The sequence below is a fragment of the Arthrobacter oryzae genome (genome assembly GCF_037911235.1).
GTDB lineage: Bacteria > Actinomycetota > Actinomycetes > Actinomycetales > Micrococcaceae > Arthrobacter > Arthrobacter oryzae_E.
In genome coordinates, this window is sequence record NZ_JBBLYW010000048.1 from 67170 (window position 1) to 85792 (window position 18623).

Genomic DNA, 18623 nt, shown 5'->3' on the forward strand with positions numbered 1-18623 from the left:
CCGCCCAAGTGTGACCCATCCGACATGAGTCGGACAACACAATGTGATGGCCGCACCAACAGGGAAGCCCTATCCTCGAATAATCATGACTTCAGCATCGAGCATGGAACCGGCAGCGGGCGCTGCGGCGGATTCCCCAGCGAGCAGCACGGACAACAGCCCCATGGGCTCGCGGCCAATCGGCATCTTCGACTCCGGCGTCGGAGGACTGACCGTGGCACGGTCCATCATCGACCAGCTGCCCAACGAATCCATCCTCTACGTGGGCGATACGGCCAACGGCCCGTACGGCCCGCTGCCCATCGCCGAGGTCCGCGCCAACGCCCTCGGCGTGATGGATGAGCTGGTGGATTCCGGCGTCAAGCTGCTGACCATCGCCTGCAACTCCGCCTCCGCCGCTGTCCTGCGCGATGCCCGTGAAAGGTACACGGCGCGCTACGGGATTCCCGTCATCGAAGTGATCCAGCCGGCCGTCCGGCGGGCCGTTGCCGCCACGCGGAGCGGCCGGGTGGGCGTCATCGGGACCTCGGCAACAGTCGGCTCCCGCGCCTACGAGGACACCTTCGCCGCCGCCCCGGACCTCCACATCACGTCCGTGGCCTGCCCGGCATTCGTCAGTTACGTGGAGGCTGGCATCACCACGGGTCCGGAGCTGCTGGCCGTCGCCCGGGAGTACCTCGAGCCGTTGCGCACCGCCGGCGTGGACACCGTTGTCCTGGGCTGCACCCATTACCCGCTGCTCACCGGCGTGATCTCCTACGTCATGGGAGAAGACGTCACGCTCGTTTCCAGCGCTGAGGAAACCGCCAAGGACGTCTACCGGGCGCTCGTCTCACACGATCTGCAGCGGACCCTCGAGGCGCCGCCCCAGCACCACTTCATCGCCACCGGCGAAGCAAGCCAGTTCGAAACCCTCGCCAGGCGCTTCCTGGGTCCCGAGGTGCTCAGCGTGCGGCACGTGGACCATGTCGCCGCGCAGTACCCCACGGGCAGCCTGGCAAAAATCACGCCGGAAATGATCGCGGCCGCGCAGGCCGGCGCCGCCCGGCCGCGGATTTCCAACTTCGTCGGCGGATCCGCGGCCGGGGGAACACGGCTGTGAAACTGACCATTGTGGGCTGCACCGGTTCCTTCCCGGGGCCGGGCTCCCCGGCGTCGTGCTACCTGCTGACAGCCCACGACGGCGAGCGGACCTGGAAGATCGTGATGGACCTGGGCAGCGGCGCCCTCGGGGCGATCCAGCGGTATACGGACCTTGAGGACATCGACGCGATCTTCCTCACGCACCTGCATCCGGACCACTGCATGGACCTGTGCGGCCTCCATGTGGCCGTGCGCTGGAAGCCGGGCGGCTGGGGGCGTGACCGCATTCCGGTGTGGGGCCCGGCCGCCACGGCGGACCGGATGGCCACCGCCTACGGGCTGGAGCTGGACCCCGGCATGCACGAGGAATTCGACTTCACCAACTGGACCGAACGGCAGTCCGTCACTGTGGGGCCGTACACCGTGACCCCGTTTGCGGTGAACCACCCCGTGGAGGAGGCCTACGCCCTCCGCGTCGAGGTCACGGAACCCTCCTCCAGCGGCCTGCCTGTCACCCGCGTCCTCACGTACTCGGGGGACACGGACTCCTGCGCCGGCCTGGAGGAGGCGGCCAAGGACGCCGACCTGTTCCTGTGCGAGGCCGCCTTCGAAGAAGGCCGCGACGACGCCATCAAGGACGTGCACCTGACGGGCAAACGCGCAGGCGAAGCTGCCGCGGCAGCCGGTGCCCGCCGGCTGCTTCTTACCCACATTCCGGTGTGGACCTCGCAGACCAAGGTGATGGCCGAAGCCAAGCCCGTGTTCAGCGGCGACGTCGCGGTTGCCGTGGCCGGCGTCCACTACACGGTCTGAGCAGGCGGGCGGGGGTCGATAAGCTAAAGGCATGACTTCTGAAGCAATTGCCACCCCCGTCATTCGTGCCGACGGCCGTACCCCTGATCAGCTCCGTCCGATCAGCATCACCCGCGGCTGGTCCAAGCAGGCCGAAGGTTCGGCCCTGATCGAGTTCGGCAACACCCGGGTGCTGTGCACGGCTTCCCTGACCGAAGGCGTGCCGCGCTGGCTCAAGGGGGAGGGCCGCGGCTGGGTCACGGCCGAATACGCCATGCTTCCCCGTGCAACGAACACCCGCTCCGACCGCGAGTCCGTCAAAGGCAAGATCGGCGGGCGGACCCACGAGATTTCCCGGCTGATCGGCCGCTCGCTCCGCTCCATCATCGACACCAAGGCGCTCGGCGAGAACACCATTGTGCTGGACTGCGATGTTCTGCAGGCCGACGGCGGCACCCGCACCGCCGCCATCACCGGCGCCTACGTGGCGCTTGCCGAAGCCATCCGCTTTGCCCGTGAGAACAAGATGATCTCCAAGAACGCGCAGCCCCTCATCGACACGATCGCGGCCGTCTCCGTCGGCATTATTGACGGCATCCCCATGCTGGACCTGCCGTATGTCGAGGACGTCCGCGCTGAAACCGACATGAACGTAGTGGTCACCGGATCCGGCAAGTTCGTGGAGGTCCAGGGCACTGCCGAGGGCGCTCCGTTCGACCGCGACGAATTGAACCAGTTGCTGGACCTTGCCCTGCTGGGCACCGAGCAGCTTGCGGCCATCCAGCGCGAAACCCTGGCGGAAGCTCCGTGACGGAGCGCTTTAACGCGGCTGTGCCGGTGCTGGTCCTCGCGACGCACAACAAAGGAAAGCTCCGCGAACTGCGGGAGCTGCTGCGGGGCCAGGTACCAGGACTCGACGTCGACACCCAGGTTGTGGACGCCGGTGCCGTCGGTGCGCCGGACGTCGCCGAGACCGGCGTGACGTTTGCCGAGAACTCCCTGCTGAAGGCGCGCGCCGTGGCAGAAGCCACCGGGCTGGTGGCGATCGCCGATGATTCGGGCCTCTCCGTGGATGTCCTCGGCGGGGCTCCTGGAATCTTTTCCGCCCGGTGGAGCGGCCGCCACGGCGACGATGCCGCCAACCTCCGGCTGCTGCTGGACCAGCTGTCGGATGTTCCCGACGAATACCGCGGCGCCGCGTTCGTCTGTGCCGCGGCACTCGCCGTGCCGGCCGCTGCGGCGGATGGCGGCCGCGAGGTGGTGGAGTACGGCCAGCTCGAGGGATCGCTGCTGCGCGAACCGCGGGGCGAGGGAGGATTCGGCTATGATCCGGTCCTCCAGCCCAGCGGCCTTGACCGCAGCTGCGCCGAGCTGACCCCGGAGGAGAAGAACGCCATCAGCCATCGGGGACAGGCGTTCAGGGCGTTGCTGCCGTCGATTGTCGAGGCGCTGGCGGAACGCGGCGGGCAGCATCAGTCATAGCGGCCAATCAACGGCCACATTAAGGACTGAGGATTAACCGCCGAGGGCGCCCCACACCGTGGGGCGCCCTCACTTTTTCCGGATTACAGGTTGGTCTTGCGCTCTTCTTCCGGTTCGTGCTCTTCGATGAACTCCTCCACCGCGTCCGTGCCGAAGTGCGCGGCCTGGCGCTTGGCGGACAGCCCCCGCAGGACTTCGATGCCGATGGGGATTACGGAGACCAGCACGATGATGATGAAGATGATGTCCAGGTTGTCGCGGACCCACGGGACGCGGTCGCCCAGCAGGTAGCCGAGCAGCGTGACGCCGCCGCCCCAGAGCACGGCGCCGATGACGTTGAAGAGGAAGAACTTGCGCTTGCTCATCTGCGCGACGCCGACGATGACCGGCACGAAGGTGCGGATGATGGGAACGAAGCGGGCCAGGATCAGCGCCTTGCCGCCGTGCTTTTCGAAGAAGGCGTGAGCGCTTTCGACGTTTTCACGCTTGAACAACCTGGAGTCCGGCTTGTTGAAGATGGCCGGGCCGGCCTTGGAACCGATGAAATAGCCGGTCTGGTTGCCAACGATGGCGGCAACGATGATCAGGGCGGAAAACAGCCAGATGTTGAACTTGATGGTGTCCGTGGCCACCAGCAGGCCGGCGGTGAACAGCATGGAGTCGCCGGGGAGGAAGAAGCCGATCAGCAAACCCGTCTCGGCGAAGATGATGCCGCAGACCAGCAATACAACCCAAGGGGCAAGTGCCGGATCTGCCAGGAAGATCTGGGGGTTGAGCCAGTCGGGGAGGAACGAGGCCAGGTGCGGCTGCACCGGTCCCGCACCCCCGAGGGTGGACACGGCAAAGTCACTCATCGCATGTAGGTTCACCCCTCAAGGTTACTGGACCTCCGATGGCGGACCTGTCCCGGAGGGCCGTTGCGTGACCACCGACACCCGCGACAGGCGGACTTATGGTGCCGGGTGCCTACCCGGCCGGCGGTAAAGTTGAGCCCGTGGGTTTGGACTTTACGGCGATCGACTTCGAGACAGCCAACGGCTTCCGCGGCTCCCCGTGCGCCGTTGGCCTCAGCAAGGTCCGCGGCGGGGTGGTGGTGGAGGAAGCCTCCTGGCTGATGCGCCCGCCCGAAAACCACGACCGGTTCGATTACCACAATGTGCGTATCCACGGCATCAGGCCCGAGGATGTGGCGGGCCTGCCGCGCTTCGGCGAACTCTTCCCCGAGATCGGCGCGTTCATCGGCGGCGACGTCCTGGCCGCACACAACGCGGCGTTCGACCTGGGGGTGATCCGGTCCGGACTGGAAGTGTCCGGTCTGCCGGGGCCGGCCTACGACTACGTCTGCACGGTGATGCTGTCCCGCCGGTGCTACTCGCTCGTCTCCAACTCGCTGCCCTACGCGGCGGAGGAAGCCGGCGTCCCGCTGGTCAACCACCACGACGCGGCCGAGGACGCCAGGGCGTGCGCGGGAATCCTGATCGACATTGCGCAGAGGAACGGCGCCGGCAGCATCGCGGAACTTTACTTGTCCCTGGGACTGTCGCTGCCGCATCAGGAGGCGTTCGATCCTGCCCGCGACGGGCTGTCCAAAGCAACGCTCACCGCCCTGGGGGCGGGCGGCGGCGCTGTTGCCGGTGCGGCGCGGCCGTTCAAGCCGGGGTGGCCCGAGGAGGGCCCCAATCCCGTGCCGAACTCCGGCGCCGAGCCCGGCCACCCGCTGTTCGGCCAGACTGTCGTTTTCACGGGGGAGCTCGCCATGCCCCGGCCCGAGGCCAAGGTCCTGTCAGCGGAATTTGGCGCACAGCCCGAAAGCAGGGTGACCGGCCGGACTACGGTGCTCGTGGTGGGCGACGGCTTCGTGGCCGCTGACCTGCGCTCCGGCCGCCTGACAGGCAAAGCCCGGCGGGTCCTCGAACTGCATGAGCGTGGCCAGCGCATCGAGGTGCTGTCCGAAGGTGAATTCCTGCAGATGGTGGGCGGGCAGGTGCCCGCAGCCGCAGCAGTGGTGTAGCTGCGGTCCTTGGGGCGGACGGTCATACGGCGCAATAATCCTTTCGGTGCTGCAGGCGGACTCCTAGCCTTGCACCATGGGCAAACTCCGGGTCGCCGACTCCACCACTGTTACAGCAGCTGACACCACTCCCGACGAAGGTGCTGCAACGTCGCCGGACAATCGGCGCACCGGCGTCGACTGGCGCAAGGTGTTTGAATTTCCCAATCCGGTCAACGATTATGCCGCCCGGATCACCGCAGGCCTGGTGGTGGTGCTGGCCGGCGTCACGCTGCTGACGGGCTGGGGCTGGGGCCTGGCCCTCATTGCCGCCGGCTTCTGGCTGCGCGTACTGTTCGGCCCCAGGATTTCACCGCTGGCCCTGCTGTCCGTCAAGGTCCTGGCCCCCCGCCTGGGCCGGGCCAGGCTGGTCCCCGGGCCGCCCAAGCGCTTCGCCCAGGGAATCGGTGCAGCCATTTCGACGGCCTCGGCTCTGCTCTTCGTGGCCGGACTGGCTCCCGCCGCCTGGACGCTTCTGGCCGTCCTTGTCCTGGCAGCGTCGCTTGAGGCCTTCGCCGGGTTCTGCCTGGGCTGCGTGATCTTCGGTTTCCTTCAGCGCCGCGGACTCATTCCGGAGGACATCTGCGAAGCCTGCAACAACATCTCGCTGAAGCGGCCCTGACTCAGGCGATCGTAACCGCGACCAGCTGCCCGGCCATTCCCCGGATGACCTCAGGGGCCTCCAGGAACTCCAGCCACTCCGCCGGAAGACACTCTTCCCCGTAGAAAGCGCCCAGGATGTTCCCCGCAATTGAGCCGGTGGAGTCGCTGTCTCCGCTGTGGTTCACGGCAAGCGCAACGGCTTCGCGGAAGTGCGCAGCGCCGGCACCCGCGGCTGCCGTGTCCCGCGGGGCCGCGGTGGCCAGCACCGCGTAAAGCGCGACGGCGAGTGCCTCCTCGGCCACCCAGCCCTCCCCAAGTTCGCGCACCAGGTCCTCGGGACTGAGCAGGCGGCGCATTGCTGCTTCCGGCACGGTCGGCGACGCCAGGTGGACGGCACGTTCCAGACGGTCAATGAGCGCCGGCTCGGCGTCCTTCTGGCCCCGCGCATGGTCGAGGATATATCCGGCCGCTTCATGGAGACTGCGGCCATCCATGAGGGCGTGGATCAGGAGGCTGAATGTTCCTGCGCTCTGCCGCGCCGAGCGGTGGCCGTGGGTCAATGAAGCGGCGTCAGAGCTCAGCTTGTACACCGCTTCGGCAGGAATATGCGGCACTAGCCCGAACGGTGCCGAACGCATCACCGTGCCGCATCCCTTCGAATCGGGGTTGACCGGCCGGTACACGGTCCCCATTTCCCCTGTGGCCAAACCGCTGAGGCAGGCGTTTCCGGGTGCGCGACGGTGCTTGAGGGCTGCCTGGCCGTCTATCCAGCGCGGTTGCGGAGCCGGGGCAGACGGCGGGACCGGCACCCCTTGCGTGGCCAGCCACCGCAGGTAGGCGAGCCACACGCAGGCGTTGGCATCGGCCGCTGTACCGTCATTGGCCCATTCCAGCGCCTCAACGAGGCCGTCCACCGTATACAGCGTCATCTGGGTATCGTCCGAGAAGTGGCTGCCGCCGTCGAGCGCTGAAAAATCCTGAAGCCCCGCAGGGCCGAAACGGCTCCGAATGGTGGAGATGTCGTCAAATTCCACGGCGTAACCGAGGGAATCGCCGAGGGCGCCGCCCAGCAGGCAGCCATGGATCCGGGACTGGGGCGTCGGCGCCGTCCGGCGGGAAGGTTCAGTGCTCATACCTGTAAATTTACCCCGACACGTGCGCCCGGGCCGGACCCGCGGAGGCGCCGGGGGCAGGTAACCCGGTCGCTGCGAAGGCGTACCGCCCGCTAAGCTCGAATCCAGCAAGCGTCCAGACTCAGTTGGCAGAATACGTCGGACAGAACATTGCCGGGCGCACCGCAGCCCGCACGCGCGCCGGACTCGCCGGCCGGGCAACGAAGCAAAGGATTTCCAGAACATGACCTCCCCTGTGCCTGCACACCAGACCGCAAGTCCCCATTTGCATGCCGCTCCGGAGGCTTTCACACCCGGGCTGGTGGCACGTTTGTCGGCGGAGGCCTTTGGAACCCTGTTTCTGGTGATCGCCGGGCTGGGCGTGCCGTTGTTCACCATTCCCCAGTCCAACCCGCTGTCCGCCTCGCTGGCAGCCGGACTAGCCGTCACCGCCGCGATGCTCGCATTCGCCTATGTTTCCGGCGGCCACTTCAACCCCGCGGTGACCCTGGGCAACGCCATCGCCGGCCGCATCAGGCTGCCGGAAGCGGCGGCATATCTCGGTGCGCAGCTGGTCGGCGCCATCGCCGGGACCCTGGCGCTGTTCGGAATCCTGCGGACGGTTCCCAAGATCGAAGACACCCGGGCCGCCTTTGACACCGTGACGGCAGGCTTTGGCGAGCACTCGATCATCCAGGCGCCCATGGCCGGCGTCCTCCTCGTCGAAGTACTGGGCGCTGCCATCCTGGTGGCCGTCTTCCTGGGCACCACGGCTGCCGGCAACACCAACAAAGCCGCCGCGCCCTTCGCCGTGGGACTTACGCTCGCCGCCCTGCTGCAGCTGGGCCAGGCAGTGGGAAACACGCCGTTCAACCCGGCCCGCGCAACGGCATCAGCCATCTTCAGCAACTCCTGGTCCCTTGAACAGCTGTGGCTCTTCTGGGTGGCTCCGCTGGTGGGGGCCGCCATCGCCGGCCTGGTGTTCCGCGGGTTCGCCGAAACTCCGGCAGCCGTGCCGGCCCACGCGCACGGCACTGACCCCGGCGCCGACGACGAGGCCGAGCTCGAGTCCGACGACGATCCCGACGACGATGTAAACAGCGATGTGGCGGATATCCCTGCCGGCGGCTCGCAGGACGGCACGGCCAGCTCCCCTGACAGCGATGCCCGCGACTTCTTTGACGGCAAGCGCGGACGCTAGTGCCCGGCCATGCCGTGTCCGTACCGCAAAACTGTCGGTACCCGCGGATAGCTTAAGAACATGCGGTTATTGCACACTTCCGATTGGCACCTGGGCAGGTCATTCCACGGCGTCGGCATGCTGGACGCCCAACAGGACTTCATTGACCAGCTGGTCGAATTCGTCGGCGCAGAGAAAGTGGACGTCGTCCTGATTGCCGGTGATGTCTACGATCGCGCCCTGCCCGGCGTTGATGTGGTCCGCCTGCTGGACGACGCCCTGGTCCGCCTGACGGGCGCGGGTGCTCAGGTGGTCCTCACCAGCGGAAACCACGACTCCGCCATCCGCCTCGGCTTCGCCTCAAGGCTGCTGGAGCGCGGGGGAGTGCACCTGCGCACGCGGCTCGCCGAACTGGACGTGCCGGTGCTGCTTCCTTTGGATGCGACGGCGGACGGCCCGGTGCTGGCCATCTACGGCATTCCGTGGCTTGAGCCCCGGCTCGTCGCGGAGCAGCTGGGCGTTGAACCCGCCAGCCACTTCGAAGTGACGCGCGCGGCCACGGACAGGATCCGGGCCGATGTGAGCACCAGAGCCAAGGACAGGGCGGTCCATTCTGTGGTGCTCGCCCATACTTTCGCGAGCGGCGGGATCAGCTCGGACAGCGAACGGGACCTGAGCATCGGCGGCGTTGGCGCCGTCCCGCTGGACCTCTTCGACGGCTTCAGCTATACCGCGCTGGGCCACCTGCACGGCAGGCAGACGCTTTCACCAGCCGTTCGCTACTCCGGATCGCCCCTGGCTTATTCCTTCTCCGAGGCGAAGCACCGGAAAGGCGCCTGGCTGATCGAGGCGGACACCTCGGGCATCACTGACGTCCGGGAAATTCAATGGGACGCTCCGCGGTCGCTTGCTGTGCTGCGCGGCACGCTGGAGCGCCTCCTCACAGCCGATGAATACGCCTGGGCTGAGGCCGCCTATTGCCAGATCACGCTGACGGACCCCCAGCGGCCCGCCCAGGCCATGGACAAACTTCGTGCCCGCTTTCCGGACACCCTGGTGCTGGGTTTCGAACCGGATGGCGCCCCCGGTGATGCCAGGACCAGCTACAGCAGCAGGCTCGCCGCGGCCGAGGACGACCTGTCCATCTGCTGCGGCTTCCTGGAGCACGTCCGCGGCCGCAGCACTGACGACGCCGAAGCGGTTGTTTTGCGGGAAGCCCTCGACGCCGTGCGCCTGGAAGAGATGTCAGAATGAGGATCCACCGGCTCGAAATTTCCGCGTTCGGCCCCTTCGCCGGCACTGAACACATCGACTTTGACCGGCTCAGCGCCCATGGGCTGTTCCTGCTCAACGGCGCAACCGGCGCCGGCAAGACGAGCGTGCTGGATGCCATCTGCTTCGCCCTGTACGGATCAGTGCCCGGTGCCCGCCAGGACGGCAAGCGCCTCCGCAGTGACCACGCCGATGCCGCCGCCGAACCCCGGGTGACCTGCGAGTTTTCCGCCAAAGGACGGCACTTCGAGGTCTCAAGGATCCCGGCGTGGAACAGGCCCAGCGCCAGGGGCAAGAACGGTTTTACCGAGCAAAAGGCCAACACCCTCCTGCGGGAACGCGTTAACGGGCAATGGATCGAGAAGTCCGGCCGGAACGATGAAGCTGGAGCGGAAATCAGTTCGGTGCTGGGCATGGACCGCGACCAGTTCACCCGGGTTGTCATGCTGCCGCAGGGTGATTTCGCTGCGTTCCTCCGCTCCAAGCCCTCCGACCGGCTGGAGCTGCTCCAAAGCCTCTTTGGCACCCAGCGGTTCGAGGCCGTTGAGCAGGAACTCGCCCGGCGGGCCGCGGATGCCCGCGCGGAGGTGGCCGGCCTCAACAATCAGCTGGACCTCCTGCTGGCGCAGGCCCGGTCTGAGGCCATACCGCCGGAACAGGAGGTGCCGGACGCCCAGCCACTGCCCGAAGACCCCGACGATCTTCTTGAGAGGCTGCAGGATACCGCGGCGGCGAGGGCCGGGATGCTGCAGGACGAAGCGGACCAGGCGGCAGCAGGGCGCGATGAAGCCGCACACCGCCTCGAGGCAGCCGCAGCGCGTGCGGCCCGCCAGGCGAAACTCGCCGCAGCCGAATTGCGGCGATCAGCGGCGGAGGCGGCGGCGCCCGCACTCCGGGACAAGGTCCGGCAGCTTGGCCTGCACCGCAAGGCCGAAGTACTCGGCGGCCAACTGCAGGCCGTCGACAAAGCGGAGGACGCCGAAGAGCGGGCCGCCCGGGCCATGGCCACGGTGGCCAGCGAACTGGAAACCGCAGTACTTCTGGACCCCGAGCTTGCCGGCCTGGCTACCAGCGACGGGGCAGCCAGCAACCGCCAAGGAAGCGGCAGCACGGGCGAACCAACTCTCGATGCAGGAGTCATACGCAGGGAGCTCAACCGCCTGCGGTCCCTCCGCGCGGTACTTGAGGAACGGCTGCCGGACGAGGCCAGTCTGGCCGGGATGGCGGCCCGCCGTAGCGGGCTTGGGCAAACACTGGACCAGCTGCGGGAGGGGAAGAAGGCCGGCGCAGCCGCCCTTGATGCACTGCGCGCAGAAGCCGCAGGTCTGCTTGCGGGCGTGAAGCACCTCGAAGAGCTCGCCGCCGAAGCCCGGCTGCGGACAAAAGAGGCCGCGGCGGCCGAGGAACTGGTCGCCGTCGTCGCCCGCTACGCCACAGCGGCACGGGTCAGTTCGGGCGTCTCCGAACGGCGGCTTGTGGCCCGTGACCACCACCAGAACCAGCGACAGCGGTGGCTGGACCTGAGGGAGGAGCGGCTCGCCAACGCTGCAGCGGAGATCGCTTCCCAGCTCCGGCCGGACGTGCCCTGCCCGGTGTGCGGCAGCCCCGAGCATCCCTCTCCGGCACCGGCGGCCACAGCCGCGCTGGGCGTCGTTGAAGCGGAACGGGCCGCGCAGGAAGATTGTGAGACTGCAGAAGCGGTCCTTGCGGCGCTGGATAAGGAACTCGCCGAAGCGCGCCAGCAGGTCGCCGTTTTGGCGGCGCAGGGCGGCGACACCCCGCCGGAGGAAGCCCGTGCGGACGCCGCCCTGGCAAAGGAACGTGCGGACAAGGCGCTCCGGGCTGCTGCGGACCTGGCCGTGAGCCGTCAGCGGCAGTCGGAACTGGAGGAACACATCGCGGCCGCCGAGTCGACGCAGGCAGCCGCCGATTCCGGTATCGCGAAGACGGAGTCCACGCTCACGGAAGTCCAGGAACAGGCGGATGCACTGGAGGGTGCGCTGCGGAAACTTCGTGCGGGCTACTCCACGCTTGGCGACCGGCTCACCTCCCTCAAGGAATCCACGGCGCTCCTGGAACGAACTGATGCCGCCCGGACCAGCCTCGAACAAGCCCGACTGCGGAGCAAGGACGCCCGCCAGCAGCTGGACCAGGCGCTCCCCGCATCCGGGTTCGAATCCGCTGTGGCGGCACGGTCCGTCCTTCTTACCGCCCCGGAAGCAGCCATGCTCGAAACCGCGATCCGGGCCGGCCAGGATGAAGCCGCCCGCGTGGAGGAGCTCTTTGCCAGTGAGGAGCTCACCCTGGCCGCCCGCGAGCTCGAAGAGGGCGGCCCGGTCCAAGCCGGCGTCCTGGACCAGCTCCGGGCCGAGGATGCCGCCGCCGAACGGCTCACCAGGCAGGCCGTTGTCGCGGCGGGACTCGCGGAGAAGTCAGTACTGACGGTCCGCCGGATCGCGGGGGAGTACGGACGGCTCGCAGCCTCGGGCCAGGGCCCCCGGGAACGCGCGGCGCTACTCACCGCGGTGGCCGACGCCGCCCGCGGCGCCGGCGACAACACCTACCGCATGAGCCTGAACAGCTACGTGCTCGCAGCCAGGCTTGAGCAGGTGGCCATCGCCGCCTCGGAACGGCTGACCGGCATGAGCGATGGCCGGTATACCCTCCAGCACACGGATGCCAAAGCTGCCCGGGGTGCCAAGTCCGGCCTCGGGCTGGAAGTTGTGGACCAGTGGACGGGGCACCGCAGGGACACGGCCACGCTGTCCGGTGGCGAATCATTCATGGCCTCGCTGGCCCTGGCTCTGGGCCTGGCTGACGTGGTGCAGCAGGAGTCGGGCGGAGTCGACATTGAGACGCTCTTCGTGGACGAGGGTTTCGGCAGCCTCGACGAGCAGGCACTGGAACAAGTGATGGATGCCCTGGAAGGGCTGCGGGACGGCGGCCGTGTTGTGGGCCTGGTGAGCCACGTGCCGGAGATGAAGCAGCGCATCAGCACCCAGCTTCAGGTGGTCAAGGGGCGGAACGGCTCCACCCTCCATATCTCGGACGACGCCGCGGCCTGATCCCCGCGGCGGGGACGGCTCAACGCACCGGGGCCTCGGCTACAATTGGAAAGTTACCGGGTCGCGCGCATCGGGAGGAGGGACGATGCGCACCTTCGAGTGAACCCGGAATAATGAGCACCTCAACGTCTTCGCAGGCATCCGCCGCACCCTCCTCTTCCTCAACGGCAACCGCAGCCACAGGCGGCCGCTACGCCAGGCTTCCGCTCCTGGCCGGCAAAGGCTTCATTCCGCTGGGCCTTTTCGCCCGGCTTCCGCTGGCCATGCTGACCGTGGGCGCCCTGACCCTGGTAACGGCCGTCACCGGTTCGTATGCGGTAGGCGGAGCAGCAGCCGGCGCCGTGGGCATCGGCTCCGCGTTGGGAGCACCGGTCCTCGGCGCCTGGGCGGACCGGCTCGGACAGCGCCCGGTGCTGCTGTTCGCCGCAATATTTAACACCGCCGCCGTGGTGGCCCTGATCCTCACGGCGTATCTCGTTCCCGCCGGCCAGGACCTTGCGGCGGCTGTGCCTGTGCTCGCCGCGGCCTTCGTGGCCGGCGCGACCTGCCCCCAGGTGGGTCCGCTGGCCCGCGTGCGCTGGATGGCGTTGACATCCAGGGGCGGCAAAGCCGGAAATGCGCGGGACCTGGACGCGGCGCTTTCCTACGAAAGCACGGCGGATGAACTGACCTTCGTCCTCGGCCCCGCGCTGGTGGGCATCCTGGCGAGCCTGATTGCCCCGTGGCTCCCGCTTGCCCTCGCAGCGGCTTTGACGCTCACGCTGGTTCCAGCGTTCGCCGTGCATCACACCCACCGGGCCGTACCCCTAAGGGCGCGGCGGCGCCGGCCTTCTCCGACCGCCGCTGACGCCACCCCCGCCGACTCCGGGCGGCGTGCCCGCGGCACCGGCACGGCTGCCGTGGCCCTGCCCTTCCTGGCCATGGTGTGCATGGGAACATTCTTTGGTTCCACCCAGACAGGCCTCAGCTCCTTCTCGGCCAGCTTCGCCACTGCGGAGATTGCCGGGTTGCTGTACGCCGTGATGGGACTGAGCTCCGCCGCAGCTGCACTGAGCGTTGCCTACTGGCCGCGGAGCTTCGCCCTGTCGGCACGCTGGATGGTGAGCGCTGTGCTGATGGCCGGCCTGGCGCTGCTCCTGTTGCTGCCGGCTTCGGCGCTCCCCATGGTGCTGGTGCTCCTTGTCCTGGGTCTGCCGGTGGGCCCGCTGATGGTCACCGTGTTCGCCATCGGCGGGGTGGTAGCCCCTGCCGGCCGCCTGGGAACTGTGATGACTGCCCTCGCCAGCGGCATTGTGGCCGGCACTGCCCTGGGTTCCTCCGTCGCCGGGCAGTTGGCCCAGCACCAAGGGTATTCCGCGGCGTTCCTGGTGCCGGTCTGCGCGGCAGCGGCGCTGTTCATGCTGGGGGCGGCTGCCGCCGTCGTTCTTCGACACGGTACAACTCCGCAAGGAGCCCGTCGCTAGCAGCCGCGGGCCGCGCGCCTTACAGCAGTTGCTTCCCGATGCGTGCGGCACTTGAGGTCAGGGCCGCCGCCACTTCCGCCGGATCCTGCGTGGAGCGGATATAGACGACGGCGATTGAGGCAGGCCGGCCGCCCGGCACGTTGATGGGGGCCGCCAGCGATGAAACCCCGGCAATGACTTCGTCGTGGCTCGCCGCGTAGCCGCGTTTCCGGGCCTCGGCAGCCTCGGCCCGGTACGGGATGTCCGGAGCCAGCACGTTCCAGTCCTGTTCCGTGAGCGCAGACTGGATGGCGATGCCCGGCGCGCCGGCGCTGATCGGGTGCCGTGAGCCGGGGTGCTGGACCACGGTCGCCGCTGAGTGCCTGGGTTCCACTGTCACCAGGGTGATGCAGTCCTGGTGGTCCCACACGGCGACGAAGGCGGTCATGTTCAGGGTGTTGGCAAGTTGCGTGAGCTCAGGGAGGGCAGCCGACTGCAGATTGCGGGAAACCCCGCGTGCCAGGACGGCCAGGCCGGGGCCGGGCTGGACCTTGCCGGCGTCGTCCCGGACCAGCAGCGAGTGATCCTCCAGCGTGCGGAGGATCCGGTAGGCCACGGAGCGGTGGACACCCATGGCATCCGCAAGTTCCGCGATCGTGAGCGGCCGCTCGGCTTCCGCCAGGATTTCCAGCGCACGGATTCCGCGGGAGAGGGTTTGCGACGGCGAAGCCTGGGCGGTGGCTGCCTGTGCGCCGGCGCCGGCGGTCTGAGTCATGCTGTCCATCCTAGGCCGGGATCAGTGGAGCCTTGCCCGCAGGTCTTGTGTTGCACTTCTCTTTGGGCTAGCGTTCCATATGAGAACTATATGTTCAATTATAGAACTCCACCATAGCGCAACGACATCCAATGGTCGACCGTAGAGAAGCCAATCCAAGGGATCAATGATGATTGCCAAGCCCCGCTCGGGAGAAGCTCCCGAAGTGCCCGGCAGGACGCCGCATCCGAGGGCCCACCACTTTCGCGGGAGCCTCGGAAGGTTTGCCACCGGCGTCGCGATCGTGACGTTCGACGGCGCCGCCAGGCGCCACGGCATCACCGTCAATTCCTTCACGTCCGTGTCCATGGACCCGCCGCTGGTCCTGGTCAGCATTGCCCGGACCGCCAAAGCGCACGATGAACTGTCCGGCCGTCCGTTCGCGGTGAACATCCTCGGCGCTGAACAGCGGCATCTGGCCACGCATTTCGCCGGCCGCCCCGGGCCGGAACCCCGGTGGGTGGAAGGTGGAACGGCGCCGCGCCTCTCCGGCGTCCTGGCGTACTTCGTCTGCACGCCCTGGGCCGAATACGACGGCGGCGACCACACCCTGTATCTCGGGGAGGTGGCGGACTTCGACTACCGCAGCGGCGATGCCCTGGCGTTTGCCAACGGCACTTACACCACCATCCCGGAAAGCCAACTCGGCATGGAGGACCTTCTGTAGCCCGCCTCCCCGCTTGCGAGCCAACCCGCTGCAGCTCAACGATGACTGGAGAAAGAACGATGGGAATCCGAACCGGACAGCAGTACCTGGACAAGCTCAACAGCATGACGCCGCACGTGGTGATCGACGGGGAAGTGGTCAGCCAGAAAATCGCTGAGCACCCTGCGTTCCGCAATGTGGCAAGGTCCTACGCGAAGCTCTTCGACATGCAGCACGACCCCGCCTACCAGGAAGCGCTGACGTACATCTCGCCCTCCACCGGAGACCTTGTAAGCGCCTCCTTCCTCGTCCCCAGGACCATCGAGGACCTGCAGCGCCGGCGCCGGGCAATCTCCACGTGGGCCCAATCCTCGAACGGCTTCCTGGGCCGCTCGGGTGACTACATGAACTCCTCCCTGACCGCGCTCAGTACCGCCGAAAAGTGGTTCTCCCAGGCCGATCCCAGGTTCGGCGAGAATATGCGCAACTACTATGAGTGGGCCCGGGAGAATGACGTCCTGGCCACCCACACGCTCATCCCGCCGCAGGTCAACCGCTCCGTCTCGGGCTCCGAACAGATGGGCGGGCAGCTGTCGGCACGTATCGTCGAGGAGCGGGAGGACGGTATCGTGATCAGCGGCGCCCGCATGCTGGCGACCATCGCCCCCATTGCCGATGAACTCCTGGTATTCCCTTCCACCGTGCTGCGGGGCACACCGGACGATGCCCCGTATTCGTATGCGTTTGCCATCCCCAATGACGCTCAGGGCCTGCGATACCTCTGCCGCACCTCGCTGTACAACGGCGGCAGCACCCATGACGAACCCCTGGCCTCGCGCTATGAGGAGATGGACGCGGTGGCCATCTTCGACAACGTGTTCGTGCCGAGCGAACGGATCTTCATGCTCGGCCACCCGGAACTCTGCAACAGCTTCTACACGGAGACCGGCGCGGGTGCCCTCATGACGCACCAGGTGGTCACCCGGACCATCGCCAAGAGCGAATTCTTCCTCGGCCTGGCGTCCGAACTGGCGGAGTCCATCGGGATCGACGGATTCCAGCATATCCAGGAGGACATCGCGGAACTGATCATCGACGTCGAGATCGGCAAGGCGCTGGTCCGCGCGTCGGAAGCTGACGCCGGCCTCAACGAGTCGGGTGTGATGCTGCCCAGGTGGACCACGCTGAATGCCGCCAGGAACTGGTATCCCAAGATCGCCCAGCGCTTCCCGCAGATCATCCGGAAGTTCTCCGCCTCCGGGTTGATGGCGCTGCCGGGGGAGGCTGACGTCAACAGCGGGGCCAGGGCGGACATTGACATGTACCTGCAGGGCAAAACCCTCACCGGCCCGGAGCGCGTGCGCCTCTTCAAGCTGGCCTTTGACGCCTCCATTTCAGGGTTCTCGGGCAGGCAGTCCCTTTATGAATACTTCTTCTTCGGCGATCCAGTCCGGATGGCCGGGGCCCTCGTCAACAGCTATGACCGCGCGCCGGTCCGGGCCAGGGTCCGCGAATTCCTGAACCGGAAGGACTGACCGTCCTGCCGGCCCGGGTCCAACCGCCGCCCACAAGGCAACGGAAGCGCGACCCAAAGATTTAGTGCGCTTTGTCACACTTTCGAGTATCCTCATACCAACTGACCGTTCGATCGGTAATTCGTTCAAGGTCAATCCACATTCGGCGGTAGCTTTTCCCGGTACTGCCCACAGCCACGGAGTTCCAATGACCGCAACTTCACACGTCGATTCAGAGGCGGGTCCCAGCAGCAAGCATGAGGAACGCAAAGTCCTCGCAGGGACGCTGGTCGGCACCACCATCGAGTGGTACGACTTCTTCATCTTCGCCCAGCTGACAGCAACGCTGCTGTCCCCGCTGTTCCTTGCCCCGCTGAACGATTCCAACCCCGGCCTTGCGCAGATCCTGTCCTTTGCTCTGATCGGCATCAGCTTCCTGTTCCGTCCGCTGGGTGCCATCATTGCCGGCCACCTGGGCGACCGCCTGGGCCGCAAGGCCATGCTGGTCTTCACCCTCGTCATGATGGGCGCGGCCACCGCGCTGATCGGCATGCTGCCCACCTACAAGGACATCGGTGTCTGGGCTCCGATCCTCCTGATCACCCTCCGCATCATCCAGGGCTTCTCCGCCGGCGGCGAATGGGGCGGCGCTGCCCTGATGGCCGTGGAGCACGCTCCCAAGAGCAAGCGGGGCCTGTTCGGCGCCTACCCGCAGATCGGCGTTCCCGTCGGCATGATCCTGGCCACGGGCCTGCTGTACTTCCTCAACACCAGCATGTCCAAGGAAGACTTCGCCTCGTGGGGCTGGCGCGTACCGTTCCTGCTTTCCATCGTGCTGATTGTGGTGGGCTACCTGATCCGCCGCGCCGTGGCCGAAAGCCCGGTCTTCCAGGAAATGATCGAGCGCAAGGAGAAGGCCAAGGCCCCCCTCGGCCAGCTGATCAAGTTCCACAAGAAGTCCGTGCTCTACTCCACCATGATCTTTATCGGCAACAACGCCGCGGGCTACCTGCTGATCGCGTTCTTCATCTCCTACGCCACCAAGTCACTGAAGATGCCGGTCGCGCAGATCCTGCTGGCCACCACCCTGGCCTCCTTCGGATGGCTGATTTTCACGCTCGTGGGAGGCTGGCTCTCCGACAAGATCGGCCGGGTGAAGACGTTCCTCATCGGCTACGGCATCGTGTTCGCCTGGATGATCCCGATGTTCGCCCTGATCGACACCAAGAACATCATGCTTTACGGCGTGGCACTCTTCGTGCTGACCATCGGACTCGGTTTGTCCTACGGCCCGATGTCCGCCATGTACGCCGAAATGTTCCCGGCCAACGTCCGTTACTCGGGCATTTCCATCGGCTACGCGTTCGGTGCGATCCTGGGCGGCGCATTCGCTGCCACCATTGCGGAGGCGCTGCTGCAGACCACTAAGTGGACCGGCTCCATCGGTATCTACATCATGGCCCTGTGCGTCATCTCGGCCGTGGGCGTTGTCCTGGCCAAGGAGACCCGGGGACGGCCTCTGGGCGTCAGCAGCCACCACTAGCGGCTGGCTGACCTGGGCGACCTGG

At 66.9% G+C, this 18623-nt stretch carries 16 protein-coding genes; 13 read left to right on the plus strand and 3 right to left on the minus strand.

Features of this window, described 5'->3' with window-relative positions:
- The first annotated feature begins 46 nt into the window (after positions 1-46).
- The 4 genes from murI to rdgB are packed head-to-tail and all read left to right on the plus strand — an operon-like array spanning position 47 to position 3357.
- Positions 47-1102 (plus strand): glutamate racemase, encoded by a 1056-nt coding sequence (gene murI / locus WMN78_RS13675; RefSeq protein WP_340534270.1) that lies wholly within the window; start codon positions 47-49, stop codon positions 1100-1102.
- On the plus strand, positions 1099-1896 hold the full coding sequence (locus WMN78_RS13680; RefSeq protein WP_340534271.1) for an MBL fold metallo-hydrolase: 798 nt from the start codon (positions 1099-1101) through the stop codon (positions 1894-1896). The genes murI and WMN78_RS13680 overlap by 4 nt, the downstream gene beginning before the upstream one ends.
- Before the next feature lie 31 nt (positions 1897-1927).
- A complete protein-coding gene (gene rph / locus WMN78_RS13685) occupies positions 1928-2686 on the plus strand; it encodes a ribonuclease PH (protein WP_104172370.1) in 759 nt (252 codons plus the stop codon).
- Positions 2683-3357, plus strand: a complete 675-nt coding sequence (gene rdgB / locus WMN78_RS13690) for an RdgB/HAM1 family non-canonical purine NTP pyrophosphatase (protein WP_340534272.1) — start codon at positions 2683-2685, stop codon at positions 3355-3357. Before rph ends, rdgB begins: the two co-directional genes overlap by 4 nt.
- A gap of 83 nt (positions 3358-3440) precedes the next feature.
- On the opposite strand, the gene WMN78_RS13695 is transcribed toward rdgB, so the two are convergent.
- Positions 3441-4211 (minus strand): VTT domain-containing protein, encoded by a 771-nt coding sequence (locus WMN78_RS13695; protein WP_340534273.1) that lies wholly within the window; start codon positions 4209-4211, stop codon positions 3441-3443.
- A 140-nt stretch (positions 4212-4351) separates the two neighbouring features.
- Here WMN78_RS13695 and WMN78_RS13700 point away from each other — a divergent pair, with 140 nt between their 5' ends.
- Both WMN78_RS13700 and WMN78_RS13705 read left to right on the plus strand, forming a co-directional pair.
- Positions 4352-5368, plus strand: a complete 1017-nt coding sequence (locus WMN78_RS13700) for an exonuclease domain-containing protein (protein ID WP_340534274.1) — start codon at positions 4352-4354, stop codon at positions 5366-5368.
- 76 nt (positions 5369-5444) lie between these two features.
- A complete protein-coding gene (locus tag WMN78_RS13705) occupies positions 5445-6029 on the plus strand; it encodes a DUF4395 domain-containing protein (protein ID WP_340534275.1) in 585 nt (194 codons plus the stop codon).
- Position 6030: 1 nt separating this feature from the next.
- On the opposite strand, the gene WMN78_RS13710 is transcribed toward WMN78_RS13705, so the two are convergent.
- Positions 6031-7143 (minus strand): ADP-ribosylglycohydrolase family protein, encoded by a 1113-nt coding sequence (locus WMN78_RS13710; RefSeq protein ID WP_340534277.1) that lies wholly within the window; start codon positions 7141-7143, stop codon positions 6031-6033.
- A 223-nt stretch (positions 7144-7366) separates the two neighbouring features.
- Between WMN78_RS13710 and WMN78_RS13715 the strand changes: the two genes are divergently transcribed.
- The 4 genes from WMN78_RS13715 to WMN78_RS13730 all read left to right on the plus strand — a co-directional run bounded on the left by WMN78_RS13715 (position 7367) and on the right by WMN78_RS13730 (position 14102).
- On the plus strand, positions 7367-8323 hold the full coding sequence (locus tag WMN78_RS13715; protein WP_340534278.1) for an MIP/aquaporin family protein: 957 nt from the start codon (positions 7367-7369) through the stop codon (positions 8321-8323).
- Between the two features lie 60 nt (positions 8324-8383).
- Positions 8384-9556 carry an exonuclease SbcCD subunit D gene (locus WMN78_RS13720; protein ID WP_340534279.1) on the plus strand — a complete coding sequence of 391 codons (1173 nt, stop codon included), beginning with the start codon at positions 8384-8386 and terminating at the stop codon, positions 9554-9556.
- A complete protein-coding gene (locus WMN78_RS13725) occupies positions 9553-12639 on the plus strand; it encodes an SMC family ATPase (RefSeq protein ID WP_340534280.1) in 3087 nt (1028 codons plus the stop codon). Before WMN78_RS13720 ends, WMN78_RS13725 begins: the two co-directional genes overlap by 4 nt.
- Positions 12640-12752: 113 nt before the next feature.
- Positions 12753-14102: an MFS transporter gene (locus WMN78_RS13730; protein WP_340534281.1), complete on the plus strand. Its 1350-nt coding sequence runs from the start codon at positions 12753-12755 to the stop codon at positions 14100-14102.
- A 19-nt stretch (positions 14103-14121) separates the two neighbouring features.
- On the opposite strand, the gene WMN78_RS13735 is transcribed toward WMN78_RS13730, so the two are convergent.
- On the minus strand, positions 14122-14856 hold the full coding sequence (locus WMN78_RS13735) for an IclR family transcriptional regulator (RefSeq protein ID WP_340534283.1): 735 nt from the start codon (positions 14854-14856) through the stop codon (positions 14122-14124).
- Between the two features lie 166 nt (positions 14857-15022).
- Between WMN78_RS13735 and WMN78_RS13740 the strand changes: the two genes are divergently transcribed.
- The 3 genes from WMN78_RS13740 to WMN78_RS13750 all read left to right on the plus strand — a co-directional run bounded on the left by WMN78_RS13740 (position 15023) and on the right by WMN78_RS13750 (position 18598).
- Complete coding sequence (locus WMN78_RS13740) at positions 15023-15562, plus strand: flavin reductase family protein (RefSeq protein ID WP_340534284.1); 540 nt, start codon at positions 15023-15025, stop codon at positions 15560-15562.
- A 59-nt stretch (positions 15563-15621) separates the two neighbouring features.
- Entirely contained in the window at positions 15622-17076 is a 1455-nt protein-coding gene (gene hpaB / locus WMN78_RS13745; protein ID WP_340534286.1) for a 4-hydroxyphenylacetate 3-monooxygenase, oxygenase component, read from the plus strand.
- A gap of 187 nt (positions 17077-17263) precedes the next feature.
- Positions 17264-18598, plus strand: a complete 1335-nt coding sequence (locus WMN78_RS13750) for an MFS transporter (protein ID WP_340534287.1) — start codon at positions 17264-17266, stop codon at positions 18596-18598.
- The last annotated feature ends 25 nt before the right edge of the window (positions 18599-18623 follow it).

What these genes read in the sequence shown, in the direction of transcription:
- murI (WP_340534270.1), top strand. Translation starts at nt 47, where the DNA reads ATGGCCGCACCAACAGGGAAGCCCTATCCTCGAATAATCATGACTTCA.
- rph (WP_104172370.1), top strand. Translation starts at nt 1,928, where the DNA reads ATGACTTCTGAAGCAATTGCCACCCCCGTCATTCGTGCCGACGGCCGT.
- WMN78_RS13695 (WP_340534273.1), bottom strand. Translation starts at nt 4,211, where the DNA reads ATGAGTGACTTTGCCGTGTCCACCCTCGGGGGTGCGGGACCGGTGCAG.
- WMN78_RS13705 (WP_340534275.1), top strand. Translation starts at nt 5,445, where the DNA reads ATGGGCAAACTCCGGGTCGCCGACTCCACCACTGTTACAGCAGCTGAC.
- WMN78_RS13710 (WP_340534277.1), bottom strand. Translation starts at nt 7,143, where the DNA reads ATGAGCACTGAACCTTCCCGCCGGACGGCGCCGACGCCCCAGTCCCGG.
- WMN78_RS13715 (WP_340534278.1), top strand. Translation starts at nt 7,367, where the DNA reads ATGACCTCCCCTGTGCCTGCACACCAGACCGCAAGTCCCCATTTGCAT.
- WMN78_RS13720 (WP_340534279.1), top strand. Translation starts at nt 8,384, where the DNA reads ATGCGGTTATTGCACACTTCCGATTGGCACCTGGGCAGGTCATTCCAC.
- WMN78_RS13725 (WP_340534280.1), top strand. Translation starts at nt 9,553, where the DNA reads ATGAGGATCCACCGGCTCGAAATTTCCGCGTTCGGCCCCTTCGCCGGC.
- WMN78_RS13730 (WP_340534281.1), top strand. Translation starts at nt 12,753, where the DNA reads ATGAGCACCTCAACGTCTTCGCAGGCATCCGCCGCACCCTCCTCTTCC.
- WMN78_RS13735 (WP_340534283.1), bottom strand. Translation starts at nt 14,856, where the DNA reads ATGACTCAGACCGCCGGCGCCGGCGCACAGGCAGCCACCGCCCAGGCT.
- WMN78_RS13740 (WP_340534284.1), top strand. Translation starts at nt 15,023, where the DNA reads ATGATGATTGCCAAGCCCCGCTCGGGAGAAGCTCCCGAAGTGCCCGGC.
- hpaB (WP_340534286.1), top strand. Translation starts at nt 15,622, where the DNA reads ATGGGAATCCGAACCGGACAGCAGTACCTGGACAAGCTCAACAGCATG.
- WMN78_RS13750 (WP_340534287.1), top strand. Translation starts at nt 17,264, where the DNA reads ATGACCGCAACTTCACACGTCGATTCAGAGGCGGGTCCCAGCAGCAAG.